Source organism: Nocardia farcinica, assembly GCF_001182745.1.
Lineage (GTDB): Bacteria > Actinomycetota > Actinomycetes > Mycobacteriales > Mycobacteriaceae > Nocardia > Nocardia farcinica.
Window position 1 is genome coordinate 852,118 of sequence record NZ_LN868939.1, and the last position, 17,212, is coordinate 869,329.

A 17,212-nucleotide genomic window follows, 5' to 3' on the forward strand; every position below is an offset into this window, starting at 1 on the left:
ATCCGACACCGTTATCTCTCTCCTACGGGCTGGTCGGGTCCGTTGCGCGACACCGCTTACGAACCGGCGGTCTCGATGCCCTTCTGCATGCCGATGATCGCGTCGTCGACGGACTTGGCTCCGGTCAGGGCAGCATAAGCGTTGTCCTGGATGGCCTTCGACACCGCCGGGTAGAACGGGGTCACCGGGCGCGGCACCGCGCTGGCGATGGACTCCTTGAGCGCGGGCAGGTACGGCATCTTGGCGATCAGGGCCGGGTCGTCGTACATCGAGGCGCGCACCGAGGGCAGCGCGCCGGAGGCGATGATGTGCTGGGCGTCCTCGCTGATCAGGAAGCGCAGGAAGTCCAGCGCGGTGGCCTTGTGCTTGGAGAAGGCGCTGATGGCGGCGTTGTAGCCGCCCAGGGTGGAGGCGCCGACGCCGTTCTCGCCCGGCAGCGGCGCGACCGCGAACTTGTCCTTCACCAGCGACGATTCGGCACCGGCGTCACCGAAGGTGGAGGGCCAGGCGCGCAGGAACAGCAGCCTGCCCTGGGTGAAGGCGTTCGCCGATTCCGGTTCCTTGAAGGTGACTGCTTCCTGCGGGATGTCGCCGTTCTTGTACGCGGTGACCAGGGTGTTGAGCCCGGCGCGGGCCTGCGGGCTGTCGACGGTCGGGGTCTTGCCGTCGGAGCCGACGAAGCTGCCGCCGAAGGCGTTGATCACCTCGGAGGTGTTCACCGTCAGGCCCTCGTACGGCGCGAACTGCCCGGCGTAGCAGCCGATGTTGTTCTCCCGGGCGATCCGGCACTGGCCCAGCATCTCGTTCCAGGTCTTCGGCGGCTCGGGGACCAGGTCCTTGCGGTAGAACAGCAGGCCGCCGTTGGTGTTGCGGGGCGCGGCGTAGAGGGTGTTGTTGTAGGTGGCGCTGGCGACCGTCGGGGACAGCAGCGTGGAGGTGTCGATCGCGAAGGAGTCCTTCAGCGGCTGGATCCAGCCCTTGGCGGCGAACTCCGCGGTCCACGGCACGTCGAGGGCGACCACGTCGTAGTCGGACTGCTTGGAGCGCATGTGCTCCACCAGGTCGTCGTACTGCTGGGAGGCGTCGTTGGACTGCTCCTTGAAGGTCACCTGCTCGTCGGGGTGCGAGGCGTTCCAGCGCTCGATGAGCTGCTTGACCACACCGGTCTCGGTGGTGTCCTTGCCCTCGACGTAGGTGATCGGGCCACGGCCCTCGAGGTTCTCGGAGGTGGGGTTCCCGCCGTTGTCGCTGGAGCAGGCGGAGGCGAAGGTGGCCGTCAGCAGCGCGGCCGAGGCGACCGCCAGCGCGGCCCGCGGCACGAGCATGGAACGTAGGGACGACGCCTTTTTCACAGCCATCGCGGACACTCTCCAAGGTTTACGACGTGAGCGGCAGCACACCGTGGGCCGGTGCATCACGCAATATACATGGTGTCCACGGTCGGCGTCCGATCATGTCGCCTTATTCCCGGGCCGGGCACCGCGGCCGGCCCCGGTTAGGCTGGCGGGTGATGTCTTCGCCGAACCCGGTTCCCGATCGGATGCTCACCCGCATCGGCGGGCTGCTGCGCAAGGCCGAGGCCACCGACAACGAGCACGAGGCCGAGGCGTTCCTGGCCGCCGCCCAGCGCCTGGCCACCCGCTCCTCCATCGACCTGGCGGTGGCTCGCGCGCACGTCGCCGGGCGCGAGCGGCGACCGACGCCGGTCCAGCGGGTGATCCCGATCGGCGAGCCGGGCCGCAAGGGGCTGCGCACCTACGTGCAGCTGTTCGTCGCGATCGCGCACGCCAACGACGTGCGCTGCGATGTCGCCCGCACCTCCACCCAGGTCTATGCCTACGGCTTCGACACCGACATCGACACCTGTGAGGCGCTCTACACCAGCCTGCTGGTGCAGATGGTGCGGGCCAGCGACCACTACATCAAATCCGGTGCCTACCGCGAGGCGACGGTGGAGAAGGTGGTCACCGAGCAGCGCTGGGGCCGTACCGTGCGCCGTCGGGTGCAGGCGCCCGCCGCGCCGGTGACGGCGCGGCTGAACTTCCAGATGGCCTTCGCCGAGCGGATCGGGCGGCGGCTGGCCGAGGTGAAGTCGGAGGTGGAGGCCGAGGCGGTGGCCGAACCGGTGGCGGCCACCGGGACCGCGCTGGCGTTGCGGAACAAGGAGGTGGAGCTGGTCGACTTCTACACCCGCACCTCCGAGGCCCGCGGCACGTGGAGGGGGCCGCAGGCCTCGGCGGGTCGTTCGGCGGCCGCGCGGCGCGCCGGGGACCGGGCGGGCCGGGCGGCGCGGCTGGGTCCGGCGCCGGAACTGGGCGGTGTCCGCGGACAGTTGGGCCCCGGCGAGGGGGCATGACCGCCAGGGACACCCAACGCGCCCGGGTCTACGACGCCGAGCAGCTGGTGCGCGGAATGTTCGACCGGGCCGACGAATTCGGCCATCGCACCGTCGAGTTCCACGGTTCGCAGCTGACGTTGCCGGTGGAACGGCGGTTCGCCTCGGTGGCGTCGGTGCAGGACTACGTCGACCGGGTGCTCGCCTTGAACTGGGTACGCGCGCAATGGGATCGGGCCGCCGAGCCGGTGCGGGTGCGGGCGCGCGCCGGGACCCGGGCCGCCCACTACGAAGCCGACGGCGCGGTGCTGGCCGTGCCGCTGCACGCGGGCGGGTCGGCGTGGGCGTTGCGGGAGCTGGTGGTGCTGCACGAACTCGCGCACCATCTCGCGCCCGGCCCGGCCGCCCCGCACGGTCCCGAGTTCTGCTCGCGCTATGTGGATCTGGTGGACGGCGTCATCGGGCCGGAAGCGGCGCTGGTGCTGCGGTCCGCGATGCTGGGGTGCGGGGTGCGGATCGGCTGACGGGTGGCGCCCGCGCCGCCCCTGCCGATCAGCGCGACTCGAGCAGTGCGCGGACCCGGTGGAAGCGGTTGTGCCACCAGGCCACCCGCTCCCGGTCCGGGTGCCGGTACCGCTCGACCAGCTCCGGGTCCGGGCCGAGCGGGGCACGGGGCACCGGCAGGTACCCGTCGACCGGGCGCAGCGGTGCGGCGACCAGGTCGCCTTCGAACAGCGATGTCGTGCCGAGCCCGCACGCGTGGTCGAGTTCGGGCAGCGCACCGGCCAGCGCCAGCTGCGCACCGAGCCCGATGCTCGTCTCCAGCGCCGAGGACACCACGCACGGCAGCCCGGCGGCCTCGGCCACCGCCAGCGCCCGCCGCACGCCGCCCAGCGGCGTGCACTTGATCACCGCGACGTCGGCGGCCCCGGCCACCGCGACGCGTAGCGGGTCCTCTGCGCGCCGGATGGACTCGTCGGCCGCGATGGGCGCCTCGACCTGCGCGCGCACCGCCGCCAGCTCCTCGATGGTGCGGCAGGGCTGTTCGACGTATTGCAGACCGCCCGCCGCGCGATCCAGTTCGGCGATGTGGGCGACGGCGGTGTCGACGTCCCACGCGGCATTGGCGTCCACCCGCACCGCGCCGTCGACGCCGAGCGCGTCCCGCACCGCCGCCACCCGCTCCAGGTCCTCCCGCAACGACCCGGGGTGGTCGGCCACCTTCACCTTGGCTGTGCGGCAGCCGGATTCGGTGACGATCCGGTGCGCGCGGGCGGCGTCCACCGCGGGCACGGTGCAGTTGACCGGCACCCGGGTGCGCACCGGCTCGGGCCAGCCGGTGCCGGCCTGCTCGAGCGCCGTGGCCAGCCAGCCCGCCGCCTCCCGGTCGTCGTACTCGGGAAAGGGGCAGAACTCGCCCCATCCCAGCGGGCCGGGCACCAGCATCCCTTCGCGCACCGTGATGCCCCGGAACCGGGTGCGCAGCGGAATCGCGTAGACGATGGGTTCACCGAAGTCGCTCATCGCCGCCAGGATACGGGCGATTCCGCCGCGCCCGAGTTCAGAGCCGTTCGAGGATCATGGCGTTGGCGAGTCCGCCCGCCTCACACATCGTCTGCAGGCCGTAGCGGGCGCCGCGCTCGCGCATGGCGTGCACGAGCGTGGTGGTCAGCCGGGCTCCGGAGGCGCCGAGCGGGTGGCCGAGCGCGATGGCGCCACCGTTGACGTTGACCTTGGCCAGGTCGGCTCCGGTCTCCTGGGCCCAGGCCAGCACCACCGGCGAGAACGCCTCGTTGATCTCGACGAGGTCGATGTCGGCGAGCTGGAGGCCCGCCCGTTGCAACACCTTCCGGGTCGCCGGGATGACGGCGGTGAGCATCAACAGCGGGTCGTCACCGGCGACGGCGAAGCTGTGCAGCCGGGCCAGTGGTGTCAGCCCGAGCTGCGCGGCGCGCTCGCCGGTCATGATGAGCACCGCCGCGCTGCCGTCGCTGACCTGGCTGGCCGACGCGGCGGTGATCTGCCAGCCGATCTGCGGGAACCGTTCGGCCATCGCGGGGTCGTAGTAGGCGGGCCGCAGCCCGGCCAGGGTCTCGAGCGTGCTGCCCACCCGGATGCCCTCGTCGGTCTCCAGCCCGGCGAGGGGCGCGAGCTCGGCCGCGAACTGCCCGTTCTTGGTCGCGCGGGCGGCCTTGTCGTGGCTGGACAGGGCGAACTCGTCGAGCTGGGTGCGGGTCAGTCCCCATCTGGCGGCGATGAGTTCGGCGCTGATGCCCTGCGGCACCAGCCCCTCGGGGTACCGCTCGGTGAATGCCACGCCGCCGAGGTCGGCCGAGCCCGCGACGTTGGCGCCCATCGGGATGCGGCCCATCGATTCCACGCCCGCGGCGACCACCACGTCGTAGGCGCCGGCGAGCACCCCCTGCGCCGCGAAGTGAATGGCCTGCTGGCTGCTGCCGCACTGGCGGTCGACGGTGGTGGCGGGCACGGATTCGGGATATCCGGCGGCCAGGGCGGCGCGCCGGGTGATGTTGGCGCCCTGCTCCCCGACCTGGGTGACCACGCCGCCGATGACGTCGTCGATCAGCACCGGGTCGATCCCGCTGCGTCGCACCACCTCGCGCAGGCTGTGCGCGAGCAGGTCGACGGCGTGCACCTGGTGCAGCGCTCCGTTCGGCTTGCCCTTGCCGATCGGCGTGCGAACGGCTTCGACGATGACCGCGTCTCTCATGGGAGGTTCCTTCCGAACCGCGAGCCGGGGCGCCGGTGCCCTGACTCTACTGACGTATAGTCAGGCTAACGCCTGGATATAGTCGACTCAAGTCAGAAGTCGGTATGATGTGCGTCATGGCAGCCGTGATGGAAGGACCGCTGGCCGATCTGTCGTCGTGGCGGACCGACGAGTGCTCGATCGCCAAGGCGATGGACCTGGTCGGCACCCGATCGGCGATCCTGATCCTGCGCGAGGCCTACTACGGCACCCGCCGTTTCGACGGTTTCGCCGCGCGCGTCGGCATCACCCCGGCGGCGGCCGCGGCCCAACTGCGCAAACTCACCGAGGCCGGGCTGCTCGCCAAGCACCCCTACCGCGAGGAGGGCAAGCGCACCCGGTACGAGTACGTGCTCACCCCGATGGGCCGTGACCTGCTGCCCGCGGTGCTGGCGCTGATGCAGTGGGGCGATGCCTACCTGCAACCGGGGCCGCCGCCGCTGCGACTGGTCGACGCGGCGACCGGCGACCCCGTGCGCGTGCAGGTGCGCAGCGCGAGCGGCCGGGAGATCGAACTCGACGAACTCGGCGTCCGGGTGAACGAGGAGTACCTGCGCGCTCGCGGGAAGAAGTGAGCCGGGACGTCCCGGCTCGGCTCAGTTGAGTCGGCGGCCGTCGTCGGCGCCGAAGAAATAGACGTGCTCGGGCGAGGTCGACAGGAACAGCCGCTCGCCCTTGGCGGGCGGGTTGCGCCAGTCCGCGCGCGCCACGATGGTCTCGCCCGCGTCGCCGATGGTCCGCCCGTAGACGTAGGCGTCCGAGCCGAGCTCCTCGACGACCCCGACCTCCATCTCGATCCCCGAGCCGCCGATCTCGAAGTGCTCCGGCCGGATCCCGACCTGTGCCGTGGCGCCCGCCGCGTCGGCCACCGAGCGCGGCACCGGCAGCCGGTATCCGCCGAGCAGCACCGCGCCGTCCTGGATCGGCAGCGTGAACATGTTCATCGCAGGTGAGCCCATGAATCCGGCCACGAAGGCGTTGGCCGGATCGCGGTAGAGATCGCGCGGGCTGGCGCACTGCTGCAACCGGCCGTCCTTCAGCACCGCGACCCGGTCACCCATCGTCATGGCCTCCACCTGATCGTGGGTGACATAGACCGTGGTGGTGCCCAGCCTGCGCTGCAACTGCGCGATCTGGGTGCGCGTCTGCACCCGCAGCTTGGCGTCGAGGTTCGACAGCGGCTCGTCCATCAGGAACACCTGCGGCTGCCGCACGATCGCCCGGCCCATCGCCACCCGCTGCCGCTGCCCGCCGGACAGCGCCTTGGGCTTGCGGTCCAGGTAGGGCTCGAGGTCCAACAGCGCGGCCGCCTCCCGCACCCGCTGCTCCTTCTCCGCCTTACCGACCTTGGCCAGCTTCAGCGCGAAGCCCATGTTCTCGGCCACCGTCATGTGCGGGTAGAGGGCGTAGTTCTGGAACACCATCGCGATGTCGCGATCCTTGGGCTCGGCGTGGGTCACGTCCTTCGCACCGATGAGGATGCGCCCGTCGCTCACCTCCTCCAGTCCGGCCAGCATCCGCAGCGAGGTGGACTTGCCACATCCGGACGGGCCGACCAGGACCAGGAACTCGCCGTCGGCGATCTCCAGTTCCAAGCGATCGACGGCGGGCTTGCTCGCCCCCGGGTAGAGCCGGGTGGCGCGCTCGAAGGTAACCGTGGCCACGGCAGATACTTCCCTTCACCGGCAGGAACGTGCCGGACGATCCGAGTACAGGGTGTCGGCAGGACTCTAGACCACGGCGGTCCCGGGCCGCCGATTTGCTCGGTGCGATCAGCGGCCGCCCGGTGTTTGCGGGAGTAGCCTGCGGGTAGGCGGAGATGACCGGACTCGCGAGCAGAGGAGCATTTCGATGACCGATGTCGCGTCGCAGGGCGCTGCCCAGGGAGACGACCGCCGCGTCCTGACCAACAGGCAGGGACATCCTGTCTTCGACAACCAGAACCAGCGCACGGTGGGTGCCCGTGGACCCGCGACTCTGGAGAACTACCAGTTCTTGGAGAAGATCAGCCATTTCGATCGGGAACGCATCCCCGAGCGTGTCGTGCACGCCCGCGGGGCCGTCGCCTACGGTTATTTCGAGGCGACCGGCAAGTGGGGTGACGAGCCGATCGAGAATTACACCCGCGCAAAGATTTTCGCCGAAGCCGGCAAACGCACCGACCTCGCGATCCGTTTCTCCACCGTCATCGGCGGTCGGGATTCCTCGGAGGCCGCCCGCGACCCGCGCGGCTTCGCGATCAAGTTCTACACCGAGGACGGCAACTGGGATCTGGTCGGCAACAATCTCGGCGTGTTCTTCATCCGGGACGCGATCAAGTTCCCCGATGTCATCCACGCGCTCAAGCCCGACCCGGTGACCTTCCGGCAGGAGCCCGCGCGCATCTTCGACTTCATGTCGCAGACGCCCGAGGCCATGCACATGCTGGTCAACCTGTTCAGCCCGCGCGGCATCCCGGCGAACTACCGCACCCAGCAGGGCTTCGGCGTGAACACCTACAAGTGGGTCAACGCCGAGGGCGTCACCCACCTGGTGAAGTACCACTGGATCCCGAAGGCGGGCGTGAAGAGCCTCACCGAGGCCGACGCCGCCGCCATCCAGGCCCAGGATCTCGGGCACGCGAGCAAGGATCTGTACGAGCACATCGAGGCCGGCGACTATCCCGAATGGGAGTTGCGGGTGCAGATCATGAGCGACGACGAGCATCCGGAGCTGAATTTCGATCCGCTCGACGACACCAAGGTCTGGCCGGAAAACGAGTTCCCGCCGAAACCGGTCGGCAAGATGGTGCTCAACCGGAACGTGAGCAATCACTTCCTGGAGAACGAGCAGATCTCCTTCGGCACCGGCGTGCTGGTCGACGGACTGGATTTCTCCGACGACAAGATGCTGGTCGGCCGCACGTTCTCGTATTCGGACACCCAGCGCTACCGCGTCGGCCCGAACTATCTGCAGCTGCCGGTGAACCAGGCCAAGAACGCGCACGTGGCCACCAATCAGCAGGGCGGGCCGATGGCCTACGGCATCGACGATGTCGGCGAGAACCCGCACGTCAACTACGAACCGTCGATCACCGGTGGTTTGCGGGAAGCCCAGTATCCGACCCACGACGAACAGGGCCCGGAGATCAGGGGCAGGCTCACCCGCAAGCGCATCCCGCGCACCAACGACTACGAGCAGGCCGGCCAGCGCTACCAGCTCATGGAGCAGTGGGAGAAGGACGACCTGGTGACCAACCTGGTCGCCAACATCGGCCAGGCCACCCGCGAGGTGCAGGAGCGCATGGTGTGGCACTTCTACATGTGCGACGACGAGCTGGGCGAACGCGTCGGCCAGGGGCTCGGCATCAGCGCCGACGACGTGCGCGGACTGCCCCCGCTGCAGAGCCAGACGCTGTCCGACGAGGAATTGCAGCGCGCGGCCAACCTGGGCAAGAACGGCCCGCGCAACGTCGAGGGGTTGCAGATGACCCACTGCGTCCCCGACGAACGCGAAGTGCACGCCGCCGCGTGATGGCGTGATCTCCGGTGGGGCGGGCGCGGGCCCGCCCCACCGTCGTCTGCCGGTACCCCGCCACGAGAGGACAGCCATGAGCCGACCGGTTCGGATCGGAGTTCAGCTCCAGCCCCAGCACGCCCCCGACTACGGCCGCATCCGCGACGCGGTGCTGCGCGCCGAGGACGCGGGCGTGGACATCGTCTTCAACTGGGACCACTTCTACCCGCTCACCGGCGACCCCGACGGCGCGCACTTCGAATGCTGGACCATGCTCGGTGCGTTCGCCGAGCAGACCGAACGGGTCGAGATCGGCGCGCTCGTCACCGGCGGCGGCTACCGCAACCCCGACCTGCTGGCCGACATGGCCCGCACCGTCGACCACATCAGCGGCGGCAGGCTGATCCTCGGCATCGGCGGCGGCTGGTTCCAGAAGGACTACACCGAGTACGGCTACGAATTCGGCACCCCGGGGACCCGGCTGAACCTGCTGAAACAGAACATGGAGCGGATCACCGCCCGCCTGCGGGCACTGAACCCCGCTCCCCTGCGCGACATCCCGATCCTCATCGGCGGCGGCGAACGCAAAACCCTGCGCCTGGTCGCCGAATACGCCGACATCTGGCACAGCTTCTCCGATCTGGACACCCTCGCCCGCAAGAACAAGATCCTCGCCGACCACGCCGCGGCAGCAGGCACCGACGCCGCCCGCATCGAACGCTCGGTCCAGTGGCCCGGCCTCGACCAGGCCCCCGCCTACCTCGCCGCGGGCGTCAGCCTGTTCACCATCGGCACCAGCGGACCGGACTACGACCTGTCCGAGGTCGACACCGCCCTGCGCTGGCGCGACGAGGTGAATCCCCCGGACGTCAGCGGCGCGGCCTGAATCGCAATCGAGGCGGAGGCTCCACCGAGCCGGCTGACCGTGGACCGACCCGGCCCGCGGGCTCGACCGCCACTCAGGTGAGGAAGGTGGCGAAGGCCGACCAGAGGAGGGGGGAACGGTCGACCGCGCCGGTGGCCCGCCAGGCGTCCAATTGGCCACGCTGCCAGGCGAGTTGGATCGCCAGCGGGTCGTCGTGGTCGTGGGCGACGTCGAGTTCGCGGATGGCGGACTGGAGGGGGGTGGCGGTCGAGCCCGCGAGGCGCTGGACGGCGAGGTCGGTGGGCAGCGGCCAGCGGGTGGCGGTGACGAGTTCGGCGCCGCCGTGGAGCATGGCGGCGACGAGGCCGAGTGCCTCGGTGAAGCGCAGGTCACCGCCGCTTTCGCAGGCGATGAGGGCGACCCGGCTCGGGATCGGCCAGAGGTCGTGGCCGGCCACCGGGTCGGCGGTGAGGATGTGCGTGCCGAGCAGCAGGTCCTTGGCGGAGAGGGGGCGGTGGGTGCGTTGCGGGTCGGCGAAGCCGACGGTCTCGGCGGTGCAGGCCAGGTGGAGTTCGGCGGTCTCGCTCTGCCCCGATCCGGGGCGCGCCGAGGTGACATGGCCGACGTAGACGAGGCGAGAAGCACCTTCCCGCAACGTCGTCGACAACCAGGTGCGGTCGAGATCGGTGCGGCGGAACAGGTCGTAGGGCTCGTCGACGGCCGGGCGGAGGCGGCCGCGTCGGAGGTGTTCGGTCATGCGGGCCGTCAACGGCGTCGGCGTGGTCATGCGGCCGAGCACCGAGCCGAGGGCGGAGTCGGCGCGGAAGCCGGGGACGCGGGGGTCGAGGATCGCGACGACGGGAAGGTCGCGATCGGTGGCCCAGCGCCGGGGCGTGCGGCCGGGGGCCTGCACGATGCCCGCGGGGGCGAGCAGGCTGAGGTCGGCGATGTCGAGCAGGCGCAGGTCGGGGTCGGGCGCGAGGATCTCCCACGGCACCTGGGCGACGCGCGGGGAGGGCTGGATCCGGATATGGGGGCGGATCGCGCGGGTGTGCAGGTCGTGGAGGTCGACGGCCAGACCGTGCGGGAGCAAGGCGCGGGAAAGATGCTGCGCCAGAGCGGCTTCGCGAGTCGGATCGGCCAGCGCGCCGGTGGTCAGGCTGCGTTCCAGTGCGCCGGGGGCGGCGGGGTCCGGCAGTGCCCCGGCCAGCGCGCGCACGGCGGCGTCGACCGCCGCGGCCGGTATGGCCGCCGCGCCTCGGCGCGCCGGGTCGTGCGCCCATCGCCAGGAGACGTAGAGGTCACCGGCGTCGGCCATCTTGACCAGCACCGTGGGTCGCTGATCGGGCATGGCAGGTCGCGGGATCGCCGCCGCCGCGTTCGGCGATGTCATGCCCGCACCACCTGCCCGGCTCGAACGGAACGGCCGTACTTCTGTTCGGCGACGGCGATGTAGTCGGCCAGGGCGATGTGACCGTCGGGGAGGACCACGCGCGGAGGCGGGCCGACGGGCAGGCCGGCGGCCGCCGCGACATGGGCCAGGGCGGCGCCGAGCGCGAACGCGGGACCCGCGCTGTCGGTCGGCTCGGCGGGTGGTTCCAGCGGGGTCAGCGGGAGATCCGGCCGGTCCGCCTGCTCGGTCCGTGACAGGTCGAGGGTTGTTCCGGCGCAGCGCGTTTCGATGAGGTCGGTGACCAGTTCCCCGTCCCCGCAGAGGTGGGCGAAGCGGAAGGCCAGGCGCATGGCCGGGTCGGCGATCTCGCGGTTCCACTGTTCGCGGTGGCTGCCGTTGGCGAAGGTGTAGCGGACGGCGTCGATCGCGATGGCGGCGGGGACGGCGAGTGCGCGGCCCTCGGCCAGCAGGTCCGGGGGCGGCTCGGCCATGCTGTCGACGACCGACTCGAGCAGGGCGGCGTGCCAGTAGTCCAGTTGCGCGCAGTGCAGGCCGAGGCCGTGCTCGGCGTAGGTGCGGTAGGCGGCGTCGAGCAGGTCCCGGCCTTCGGCGAGGCCGGCGCGGGCGTAGGCGAGGGTGGCCAGGCGGGTGCGGACGGCCGCCAGATCGAGGACGGCGCCGGAGGAAGCGAAGTAGTCGAGCGCGCGGCGGTAGCGGTGTTCGGCCTCGGCCGACTCGCCCCGGCGTTCGGCGAGGAAACCGGAGGTCTTGAGCCCGACACCGGCGCGGTAGGCGAGGCCGCCGCGTTCGAAATACGCCTGCGCGGCCGAGAGCGGGCCCTCGGCTTCGTCGAGACGATCCATGCGCAGCAGCAGGACGGCCAGATTCTGCTGGGTCTCGGCGACGGCATTGGCATCGCCCGCTGCCTCGAACGCCGCCAGCGCCTGCCGCGCGAAATCGACCCCGAGGTCGCGGCGTCCGGTCTCGAAGTAGGCGCCCGCCAGGTTCATCAGCGGATGGCCGCTCAGCGCGGGGGCGAACCGCACCGCCACGTCCAAGGATTCGGTGGCGAGCTCGATCACGCGCGACCACTGCGAGCGGTGGAAGGCGACGGCGGTGAGCGAGAGCAGGCAGGCCACGCGCAGGGTGCCGAGGCTGTCGTCGCCGGCGACCAGCGCCCGGGCTTGCGTCAACGCCGACTCGGCCTCGTCCAACGCGCCGAGATGCTGGAGCGCCTGCGAGTAGTTCACCAGCGCCGACGCCCGCTTCTCCGTGGCATCGGCCGGTATCTCGGCGAGTGCGGCGCGGTAGCGGTCGGCCGAACCCCGGTGGTCGCCGAGTTCGTCGGACATGGCGGCGGCGTTGATCAACGCGCTCACCCGCACCCCGTCCGCGCCGACGCGTACCGCTTCCTCGAAGATCCGTAGCGCCTCGGCGGCATCGCCGCGCTGGTACGCCGCGGCGCCCGCGTGCAGGAGGTCGAGGCCGACCGGCTCGGTATCGCTCATCGCGCCGCCCCCGCGGTGCGGGCCGTTCGCGCGGGGCCGCTCGCGTCGTCGAGGCGTCTCATCGCTAGAAATCCGTGTCCTCGGCGGCCGCTGCCAGCTCGGCGCGCAACGGGCGGTCGTCGTCGGCGGCCGGCGCGGCGCGGTGCAGTCGGTTCCGCGCGAATGCGCGAATGCGCTCGCGCGCAACACTGCCGGACTCGTCATCGATCGCAGGTCCGACCCCGGGCACGTACACCCGCACGCTCGACACCGTTTCGGCGTCGGTGTCCGCGCTGCCGGACCAGGTGTCGCCGACCAGCTCGAGTGCGATGTCGACCGCCTCGTGGCCGGTGTCGACACGGGCGTGTGGGCGCAGGTGGACGGGGACAGCGCCGCTCAGGCCGGGTGCGGCGACGGCGCGGACCCGCACGAGCGTGCGGCCCGCGGCGCGGGTCAGCTCCCAGGAGACGGCGTGTTCGGAGGCGTCGAGCAGGCCCGGTGGGCAGCGCCGCCAATCCCAGCCGCCGCTGCCGCGACCGAAGGTCAGGGCGCCACCCGGGTCGCCGGTCGCCGCCCCGGCGGCCAGCGCGTAGTCCTCGGCGCGGGCCGTCACCGGGACCGGGGTGGATTCGCGGACCGGTGGCTGGGCGTCCGCACCGTCCACGAGCAGATCGCAGTCGTCGGTGAGGGTGGTGATCTCCTCGTCCAGCAGGCGCTGGTCGAGCGCGGGGATGCCGTCGACGGTGGAGGCGGGCCACCAGCGGGCGGCCCAGTGCGCGTAGGCGAGCCGCCACGCGGCTCGGAGAATTCCGGGACGCGCAGGCTCGGCGGTGAGTGTCACCGGCGGGCCGTCCCCGGCGCCGGGCGGCGCCACCGAGGCCGCGGCCACCGCCACGGGCTCGCCGTAGACGGCCCACAACCAGTCCTGTGCCGCGTCGAGATCGTGCAGGACGGCCGCCGGAACGCGACTGCCGGACAACAGGCTCCAGCTCAGATGTCCGCCGACGACCTCGAGGACCAGGGTGTCCAGCGCGGGCGCGGGATCCAGTACCGAGGGAGCGCCCGGCGGGGTGATCGCCCACAGGTCGGACTCGACGCGGCGCAGCTGGACGGTGTCGGGCATCAGCTCGCCCTCGGTTCGGTCGTGCCGACGGCCGGAGCCGCCGCAGCCGCGCTGAGCGCGTTCTTCACCCGGGTGCGGTGGTCGAGGATCACCGATCGGGCCACCCCGTCCAGCAGATCCCACAGTTCCTCGGGTTCGTGCACCGGCAGTCCGCGCACATCGCGCCCGTGCAACCGCACCCACAGCCTGCGCAGATACGGACGCCACGGCGCACGGAGTTCGGCGGCGACGACGGTCAGCGGATCCCGGTCCTCGGCGGCATCCGGGACCAGGTGCACCGCGAGCCGTCGCGCTTGCAGCACATACGCCTCACGACGCCACCGGGAGTTGACCACGCGATGCGCCGCGGACTCGGCGGCCGCGCCGCCGGGGCGGTCGATCGGCTCGAGCCCGAGCCCGAGTTCGGTGCCCGCCGCGGCGGCCGCCCGCAGGGATTCGTCCAGCAGGGCCCAGGGCGCGCAGCTGCGGGCGATCTCGTCGGTGACCAGGTCGGGGATCGGGGGCAGTTCGGCGCGTTCGGTGGATGCCTGCAGAACGGTGAAGACGCGTTCGTAGATGGTGCGGTCGAACGGCAGGGCGAGCGCGGCGGTGGCGGCCGATGCCCCGAGCGCGGGCCGGGCGGGCAGCGGGTGCGCGGTGAGGCCCAGTTCGCGGGCGGTCACACCGAACTCGCTGTACCACAGCGCTATTCCGGTGTGGGTGCCCGCGTTGGCGGCGATTACCGCGGCGAGCAGCCGCGCGCCCTCACCGCGGTGCGGGCTCGTGCGGTCGGCGGCCGCCGTCAGCAGGTCGAGGAGCTGACCGGAATGGGACGGGTCCCGCGGTCGCGGTGGGGGGCGGCGCGTCCACGCCGTCTCGACGAGTTCGGCCAGCCGGGCGGTGACCCCGGCATCGGACAGATGGTCCTTGAGCGCCTGGGTGGTGCGGCCCGCCGCGAACGAGTGGATCTCGCGAAGGGTCGCCTCCGCGCGCGGCCGGTCGCGGGTCGGGTGCGGGTGTCCGTATTCGGTGGCGAGTTCGAAACACCGCTGGAAGTACAGGTCCTGGGCGTTGCCCTCGGTGATGCGCAGCGCCCGGCGCACCTGCTTGAGCAGGGTGAACCAGGCGGCGGTCGCGCGCAGCACATCGGCGGCGGCGTGCACGCGAGTGGCCAGCAGGGTGGCGCCGTCGGCGGTGAGGACCGCGCCCGCGCAGACGGGATGCTGCACCGGCCGGATGACCAGTGGATCGAGGATCAGCTTGACGGTGCGGCGCAGCGGCCCGCCGTGCGGCCCGCTCAACGCCTCCACACCGTCGAGCCCGCGCCACACCTCGTCGAGCACCGAGGCGCGGGGTCGTCGCATCGGCTCAGATTAACGGCTCACCACCCGGTACGCAGTCGCTCAGTCCCGGTCGTGGTGGCAGACGGCCTCGAGCATGATGCCGAAGGGATCGAGCCAGAAGGTGGCGTAGTAGGGCTGCGGATACTCCGGGAAATGCCGCGGCGGATGCAGGATCGGCGAGCCGAGCGCCAGCGCCCGCTGGTGCACCTGCTCGACGCGGCGACGGTCCGGCACCATGAACGCGATGTGCTGCAACCCGGTGCCGTGCCGCGAATAGGCGGCGTCCTCGGCCGCCGGGTAGACGAACAGGTAGGTGCCCGGCTTGCCGCGGGCCGGACGGTAGGCGAATTGGTCGTCGGCGCCGAGGAACTCCTCGAAGTCGAGCAGCGGCACGAGTTCGTCGTAATACGCCTTGGCGGCGGCGAGGTCGGGGACGTTGATCCCGAAGTGGCCGATCATGCGACCACGCTCGCACAGCTCGGCGCCGAAATTCCCAGAAATTTCTCGGATCGGTCCTGACCTGCGGTTTCAGCTCTGCCGAGCGGCTCGGATCCCCGTGCTCGGCGGACCAAAGTTGGGATCGGTAGGCGGCGGGTGTCTTCCTACCTTTCTCTCGACGGCCCGAGCGAGGCCGGACCGACCGAGAGACAGGACGAACACCATGAACACCACCCTCCGCAGCACCGCCCTCCGCGCCACCGCGATCGCCTCCGCCGCCGCCCTCGCGCTGCTGGTCTCCGCCTGCGGGGACGACACCGAGACCGCGGCCCCCACCACGTCGGCCACGACGTCGGCCGCCGCCCCGGCCGCACCGGCGGGCAAGTCCGCCGCCGCGGTGGACGGCAAGGCGCTCGACGCCGGATTCGAGACCACCTGCGCCAAGCAGGGCGACACCCTGGCCCTCGCGCTGACCGACAACAACAACGCCACCTACGGCCAGCTCACCGTGAGCGCCACCGTCACCGGCGACACCGTGCAGGCCGTCGGCATCGCGGGCAGCAAGGGCGGCTCCGCGGGCATGCCGTACGCCCTGGGCTACGGCAACGGCCAGCCCGGCGGCTCGGCGAAGCTGGCCAAGGACGGCAACACCTTCACCATCACCGGCGAAGGCGTGGGCGCACCGGACATGACCAACCCGCTGGCCGGGCCCAGCACCGCCACCTTCGAGATCACCTTCGCCTGCACCGACATCGTCGGCGCCTGAGCGGGTCAGCGGCGGAGGCGGTAGCGAAGCGTCACCACGTAGGCCGCCCCGCTCAGGCGAAATCGGACACCGCCTGAGCGGGTTGCGGCCGGAGGCGGTAGCGAAGCGTCACCACGTAGGCCGCTCCGCTCAGGCGAAATCGGACACCGCCTGAGCGGGTCAGCGAAAACCGACGCAGCCCGGATTCTCGGCTCCCCGTCGTCCCCCACCGGGACGACGGGGTGGCCCGGAACCCGGAACACCCATCCCACCCATCGAGGAGCACATCATGATCCGCGCACTCCGCATCGCCGTCGTCGTCGCCGCCCTGCTGGCCGTCGGCCTCTACCTGTGGCACGGCCTGACCTACGAACCCGTCAGCCGCTGGGAGCCGGGCATCACCGCCTGGGCCAACGGCTACCTCGCCCTGCCGATCGTCGCCTTCGTCGCCGTGACGATGGTCTTCACCTACACCGCGATGGCCGGTGACCTGTTCGGCGGTGGCGTGCTCCAGGCACTGACCGGCCGCAACACCGGCGCCTTCCGCGCCGGCCTGACCGGCTTGGGCACCGTGAAGTCGGTGCGGCAGACCGGGGTCCAGGTCAACGACCAGCCGCAGGTGCGCATCGAGTTCGGTGTGGAGGGTGCCGACGGCAAGGTCTTCGACGCCACCGCCCGCCTCGTCGTCCCGCTCACCGAGCTGGCCCTGCTGCGGCCCGGCGTGGTGCTGCCGGTGCGGTACCTGCCGCACCGCACCGACACCGTGCAGGTCGACCTGTCCGGCGACACCGCCGAGGCGCAGCGGGTGATGAACCAGTCGATGATCCGCAAGGGCTTCACCACCGCGGCCAAGCTCGATATCGCCGCCCGCGGGATCGCCGCACAGGCCGTGGTGCAGTCGCTGGCGGTGACCGGCCGGATCCGCGAGGGCTACGCCGAGGTGCGGATCGGCCTGGCCGTCACCCGCCCGGACGGCAGCACCTTCACCACCCGCACCGAGAAGTTCCTGCCGCCGGCGGGCGTCGCCAATGTGCAGGTCGGGCGGATCGTCCAGGTGCACTACCTGCCGGAGAACGAGAACGAGGTGGTGTTGTCGATCCCGGTGAACGCGTGAGCCCCCGGCCTACCCGGACCCGCCGCCGTTCCGCCCGCGCGCGTCGCCCGACGTTCGCGGACGGTCCGGCGGTGGGCCGGGTCGTCCGTGTTTCCGCAGGACCTGCCAGGACCGGGGCAATTGGT

The 17,212-nt window shown here is 71.4% G+C and carries 16 protein-coding genes; 7 read left to right on the top strand and 9 right to left on the bottom strand.

The genetic code is table 11. From position 1 onward, the window contains the following. Positions 1-56 precede the first annotated feature (56 nt). Entirely contained in the window at positions 57-1,325 is a 1,269-nt protein-coding gene (locus AMO33_RS20955) for an ABC transporter substrate-binding protein (protein WP_390502618.1), read from the bottom strand. Between the two features lie 185 nt (positions 1,326-1,510). On the opposite strand from AMO33_RS20955, the gene AMO33_RS20960 reads away from it, so the two are divergent. Both AMO33_RS20960 and AMO33_RS20965 read left to right on the top strand, forming a co-directional pair. After that, positions 1,511-2,356 carry a DUF2786 domain-containing protein gene (locus tag AMO33_RS20960; protein WP_060593970.1) on the top strand — a complete coding sequence of 282 codons (846 nt, stop codon included), beginning with the start codon at positions 1,511-1,513 and terminating at the stop codon, positions 2,354-2,356. After that, positions 2,353-2,859 (top strand): TIGR04338 family metallohydrolase, encoded by a 507-nt coding sequence (locus AMO33_RS20965; protein ID WP_060593971.1) that lies wholly within the window; start codon positions 2,353-2,355, stop codon positions 2,857-2,859. Before AMO33_RS20960 ends, AMO33_RS20965 begins: the two co-directional genes overlap by 4 nt. A 28-nt stretch (positions 2,860-2,887) precedes the next feature. On the opposite strand, the gene AMO33_RS20970 is transcribed toward AMO33_RS20965, so the two are convergent. Beyond that, a complete protein-coding gene (locus AMO33_RS20970; protein WP_060593972.1) occupies positions 2,888-3,859 on the bottom strand; it encodes an o-succinylbenzoate synthase in 972 nt (323 codons plus the stop codon). 37 nt (positions 3,860-3,896) lie between these two features. Continuing rightward, complete coding sequence (locus AMO33_RS20975) at positions 3,897-5,066, bottom strand: thiolase family protein (protein WP_060593973.1); 1,170 nt, start codon at positions 5,064-5,066, stop codon at positions 3,897-3,899. A gap of 104 nt (positions 5,067-5,170) precedes the next feature. Between AMO33_RS20975 and AMO33_RS20980 the strand changes: the two genes are divergently transcribed. After that, on the top strand, positions 5,171-5,680 hold the full coding sequence (locus tag AMO33_RS20980) for a winged helix-turn-helix transcriptional regulator (RefSeq protein WP_170916147.1): 510 nt from the start codon (positions 5,171-5,173) through the stop codon (positions 5,678-5,680). A gap of 21 nt (positions 5,681-5,701) precedes the next feature. Here the strand turns inward: AMO33_RS20980 and AMO33_RS20985 are convergent, their stop codons facing one another. Continuing rightward, a complete protein-coding gene (locus AMO33_RS20985; RefSeq protein WP_060593974.1) occupies positions 5,702-6,769 on the bottom strand; it encodes an ABC transporter ATP-binding protein in 1,068 nt (355 codons plus the stop codon). 187 nt (positions 6,770-6,956) lie between these two features. On the opposite strand from AMO33_RS20985, the gene AMO33_RS20990 reads away from it, so the two are divergent. After that, positions 6,957-8,618 (top strand): catalase, encoded by a 1,662-nt coding sequence (locus AMO33_RS20990; protein ID WP_060593975.1) that lies wholly within the window; start codon positions 6,957-6,959, stop codon positions 8,616-8,618. A 76-nt stretch (positions 8,619-8,694) separates the two neighbouring features. After that, complete coding sequence (locus AMO33_RS20995; protein WP_060593976.1) at positions 8,695-9,486, top strand: LLM class F420-dependent oxidoreductase; 792 nt, start codon at positions 8,695-8,697, stop codon at positions 9,484-9,486. 73 nt (positions 9,487-9,559) lie between these two features. Here AMO33_RS20995 and AMO33_RS21000 read toward each other — a convergent pair whose 3' ends face one another. The 5 genes from AMO33_RS21000 to AMO33_RS21020 form a co-directional block, all read right to left on the bottom strand. Continuing rightward, positions 9,560-10,858 (bottom strand): CHAT domain-containing protein, encoded by a 1,299-nt coding sequence (locus AMO33_RS21000; protein WP_082668776.1) that lies wholly within the window; start codon positions 10,856-10,858, stop codon positions 9,560-9,562. Then, positions 10,855-12,366, bottom strand: coding sequence for a tetratricopeptide repeat protein (locus tag AMO33_RS21005; protein WP_060593978.1), 1,512 nt, complete (start codon positions 12,364-12,366; stop codon positions 10,855-10,857). The genes AMO33_RS21000 and AMO33_RS21005 overlap by 4 nt, the downstream gene beginning before the upstream one ends. A 64-nt stretch (positions 12,367-12,430) precedes the next feature. Continuing rightward, a complete protein-coding gene (locus AMO33_RS21010) occupies positions 12,431-13,468 on the bottom strand; it encodes a hypothetical protein (protein ID WP_082668777.1) in 1,038 nt (345 codons plus the stop codon). Next, positions 13,468-14,811 carry a hypothetical protein gene (locus AMO33_RS21015; protein WP_060593979.1) on the bottom strand — a complete coding sequence of 448 codons (1,344 nt, stop codon included), beginning with the start codon at positions 14,809-14,811 and terminating at the stop codon, positions 13,468-13,470. The genes AMO33_RS21010 and AMO33_RS21015 overlap by 1 nt, the downstream gene beginning before the upstream one ends. Before the next feature lie 39 nt (positions 14,812-14,850). Continuing rightward, positions 14,851-15,249: a VOC family protein gene (locus AMO33_RS21020; protein ID WP_060593980.1), complete on the bottom strand. Its 399-nt coding sequence runs from the start codon at positions 15,247-15,249 to the stop codon at positions 14,851-14,853. Positions 15,250-15,451: 202 nt separating this feature from the next. On the opposite strand from AMO33_RS21020, the gene AMO33_RS21025 reads away from it, so the two are divergent. Together AMO33_RS21025 and AMO33_RS21030 are read left to right on the top strand one after the other, a co-directional pair. Continuing rightward, complete coding sequence (locus AMO33_RS21025) at positions 15,452-15,994, top strand: lipoprotein LpqH (protein WP_011212066.1); 543 nt, start codon at positions 15,452-15,454, stop codon at positions 15,992-15,994. 268 nt (positions 15,995-16,262) lie between these two features. Further along, positions 16,263-17,087 (top strand): hypothetical protein, encoded by an 825-nt coding sequence (locus tag AMO33_RS21030; RefSeq protein WP_060593981.1) that lies wholly within the window; start codon positions 16,263-16,265, stop codon positions 17,085-17,087. Positions 17,088-17,212 lie beyond the last annotated feature (125 nt).

What these genes read in the sequence shown, in the direction of transcription:
- AMO33_RS20955 (WP_390502618.1), bottom strand. Translation starts at nt 1,325, where the DNA reads ATGCTCGTGCCGCGGGCCGCGCTGGCGGTCGCCTCGGCCGCGCTGCTG.
- AMO33_RS20960 (WP_060593970.1), top strand. Translation starts at nt 1,511, where the DNA reads ATGTCTTCGCCGAACCCGGTTCCCGATCGGATGCTCACCCGCATCGGC.
- AMO33_RS20965 (WP_060593971.1), top strand. Translation starts at nt 2,353, where the DNA reads ATGACCGCCAGGGACACCCAACGCGCCCGGGTCTACGACGCCGAGCAG.
- AMO33_RS20970 (WP_060593972.1), bottom strand. Translation starts at nt 3,859, where the DNA reads ATGAGCGACTTCGGTGAACCCATCGTCTACGCGATTCCGCTGCGCACC.
- AMO33_RS20975 (WP_060593973.1), bottom strand. Translation starts at nt 5,066, where the DNA reads ATGAGAGACGCGGTCATCGTCGAAGCCGTTCGCACGCCGATCGGCAAG.
- AMO33_RS20980 (WP_170916147.1), top strand. Translation starts at nt 5,171, where the DNA reads ATGATGTGCGTCATGGCAGCCGTGATGGAAGGACCGCTGGCCGATCTG.
- AMO33_RS20990 (WP_060593975.1), top strand. Translation starts at nt 6,957, where the DNA reads ATGACCGATGTCGCGTCGCAGGGCGCTGCCCAGGGAGACGACCGCCGC.
- AMO33_RS20995 (WP_060593976.1), top strand. Translation starts at nt 8,695, where the DNA reads ATGAGCCGACCGGTTCGGATCGGAGTTCAGCTCCAGCCCCAGCACGCC.
- AMO33_RS21000 (WP_082668776.1), bottom strand. Translation starts at nt 10,858, where the DNA reads ATGACATCGCCGAACGCGGCGGCGGCGATCCCGCGACCTGCCATGCCC.
- AMO33_RS21005 (WP_060593978.1), bottom strand. Translation starts at nt 12,366, where the DNA reads ATGAGCGATACCGAGCCGGTCGGCCTCGACCTCCTGCACGCGGGCGCC.
- AMO33_RS21010 (WP_082668777.1), bottom strand. Translation starts at nt 13,468, where the DNA reads ATGCCCGACACCGTCCAGCTGCGCCGCGTCGAGTCCGACCTGTGGGCG.
- AMO33_RS21015 (WP_060593979.1), bottom strand. Translation starts at nt 14,811, where the DNA reads ATGCGACGACCCCGCGCCTCGGTGCTCGACGAGGTGTGGCGCGGGCTC.
- AMO33_RS21020 (WP_060593980.1), bottom strand. Translation starts at nt 15,249, where the DNA reads ATGATCGGCCACTTCGGGATCAACGTCCCCGACCTCGCCGCCGCCAAG.
- AMO33_RS21025 (WP_011212066.1), top strand. Translation starts at nt 15,452, where the DNA reads ATGAACACCACCCTCCGCAGCACCGCCCTCCGCGCCACCGCGATCGCC.
- AMO33_RS21030 (WP_060593981.1), top strand. Translation starts at nt 16,263, where the DNA reads ATGATCCGCGCACTCCGCATCGCCGTCGTCGTCGCCGCCCTGCTGGCC.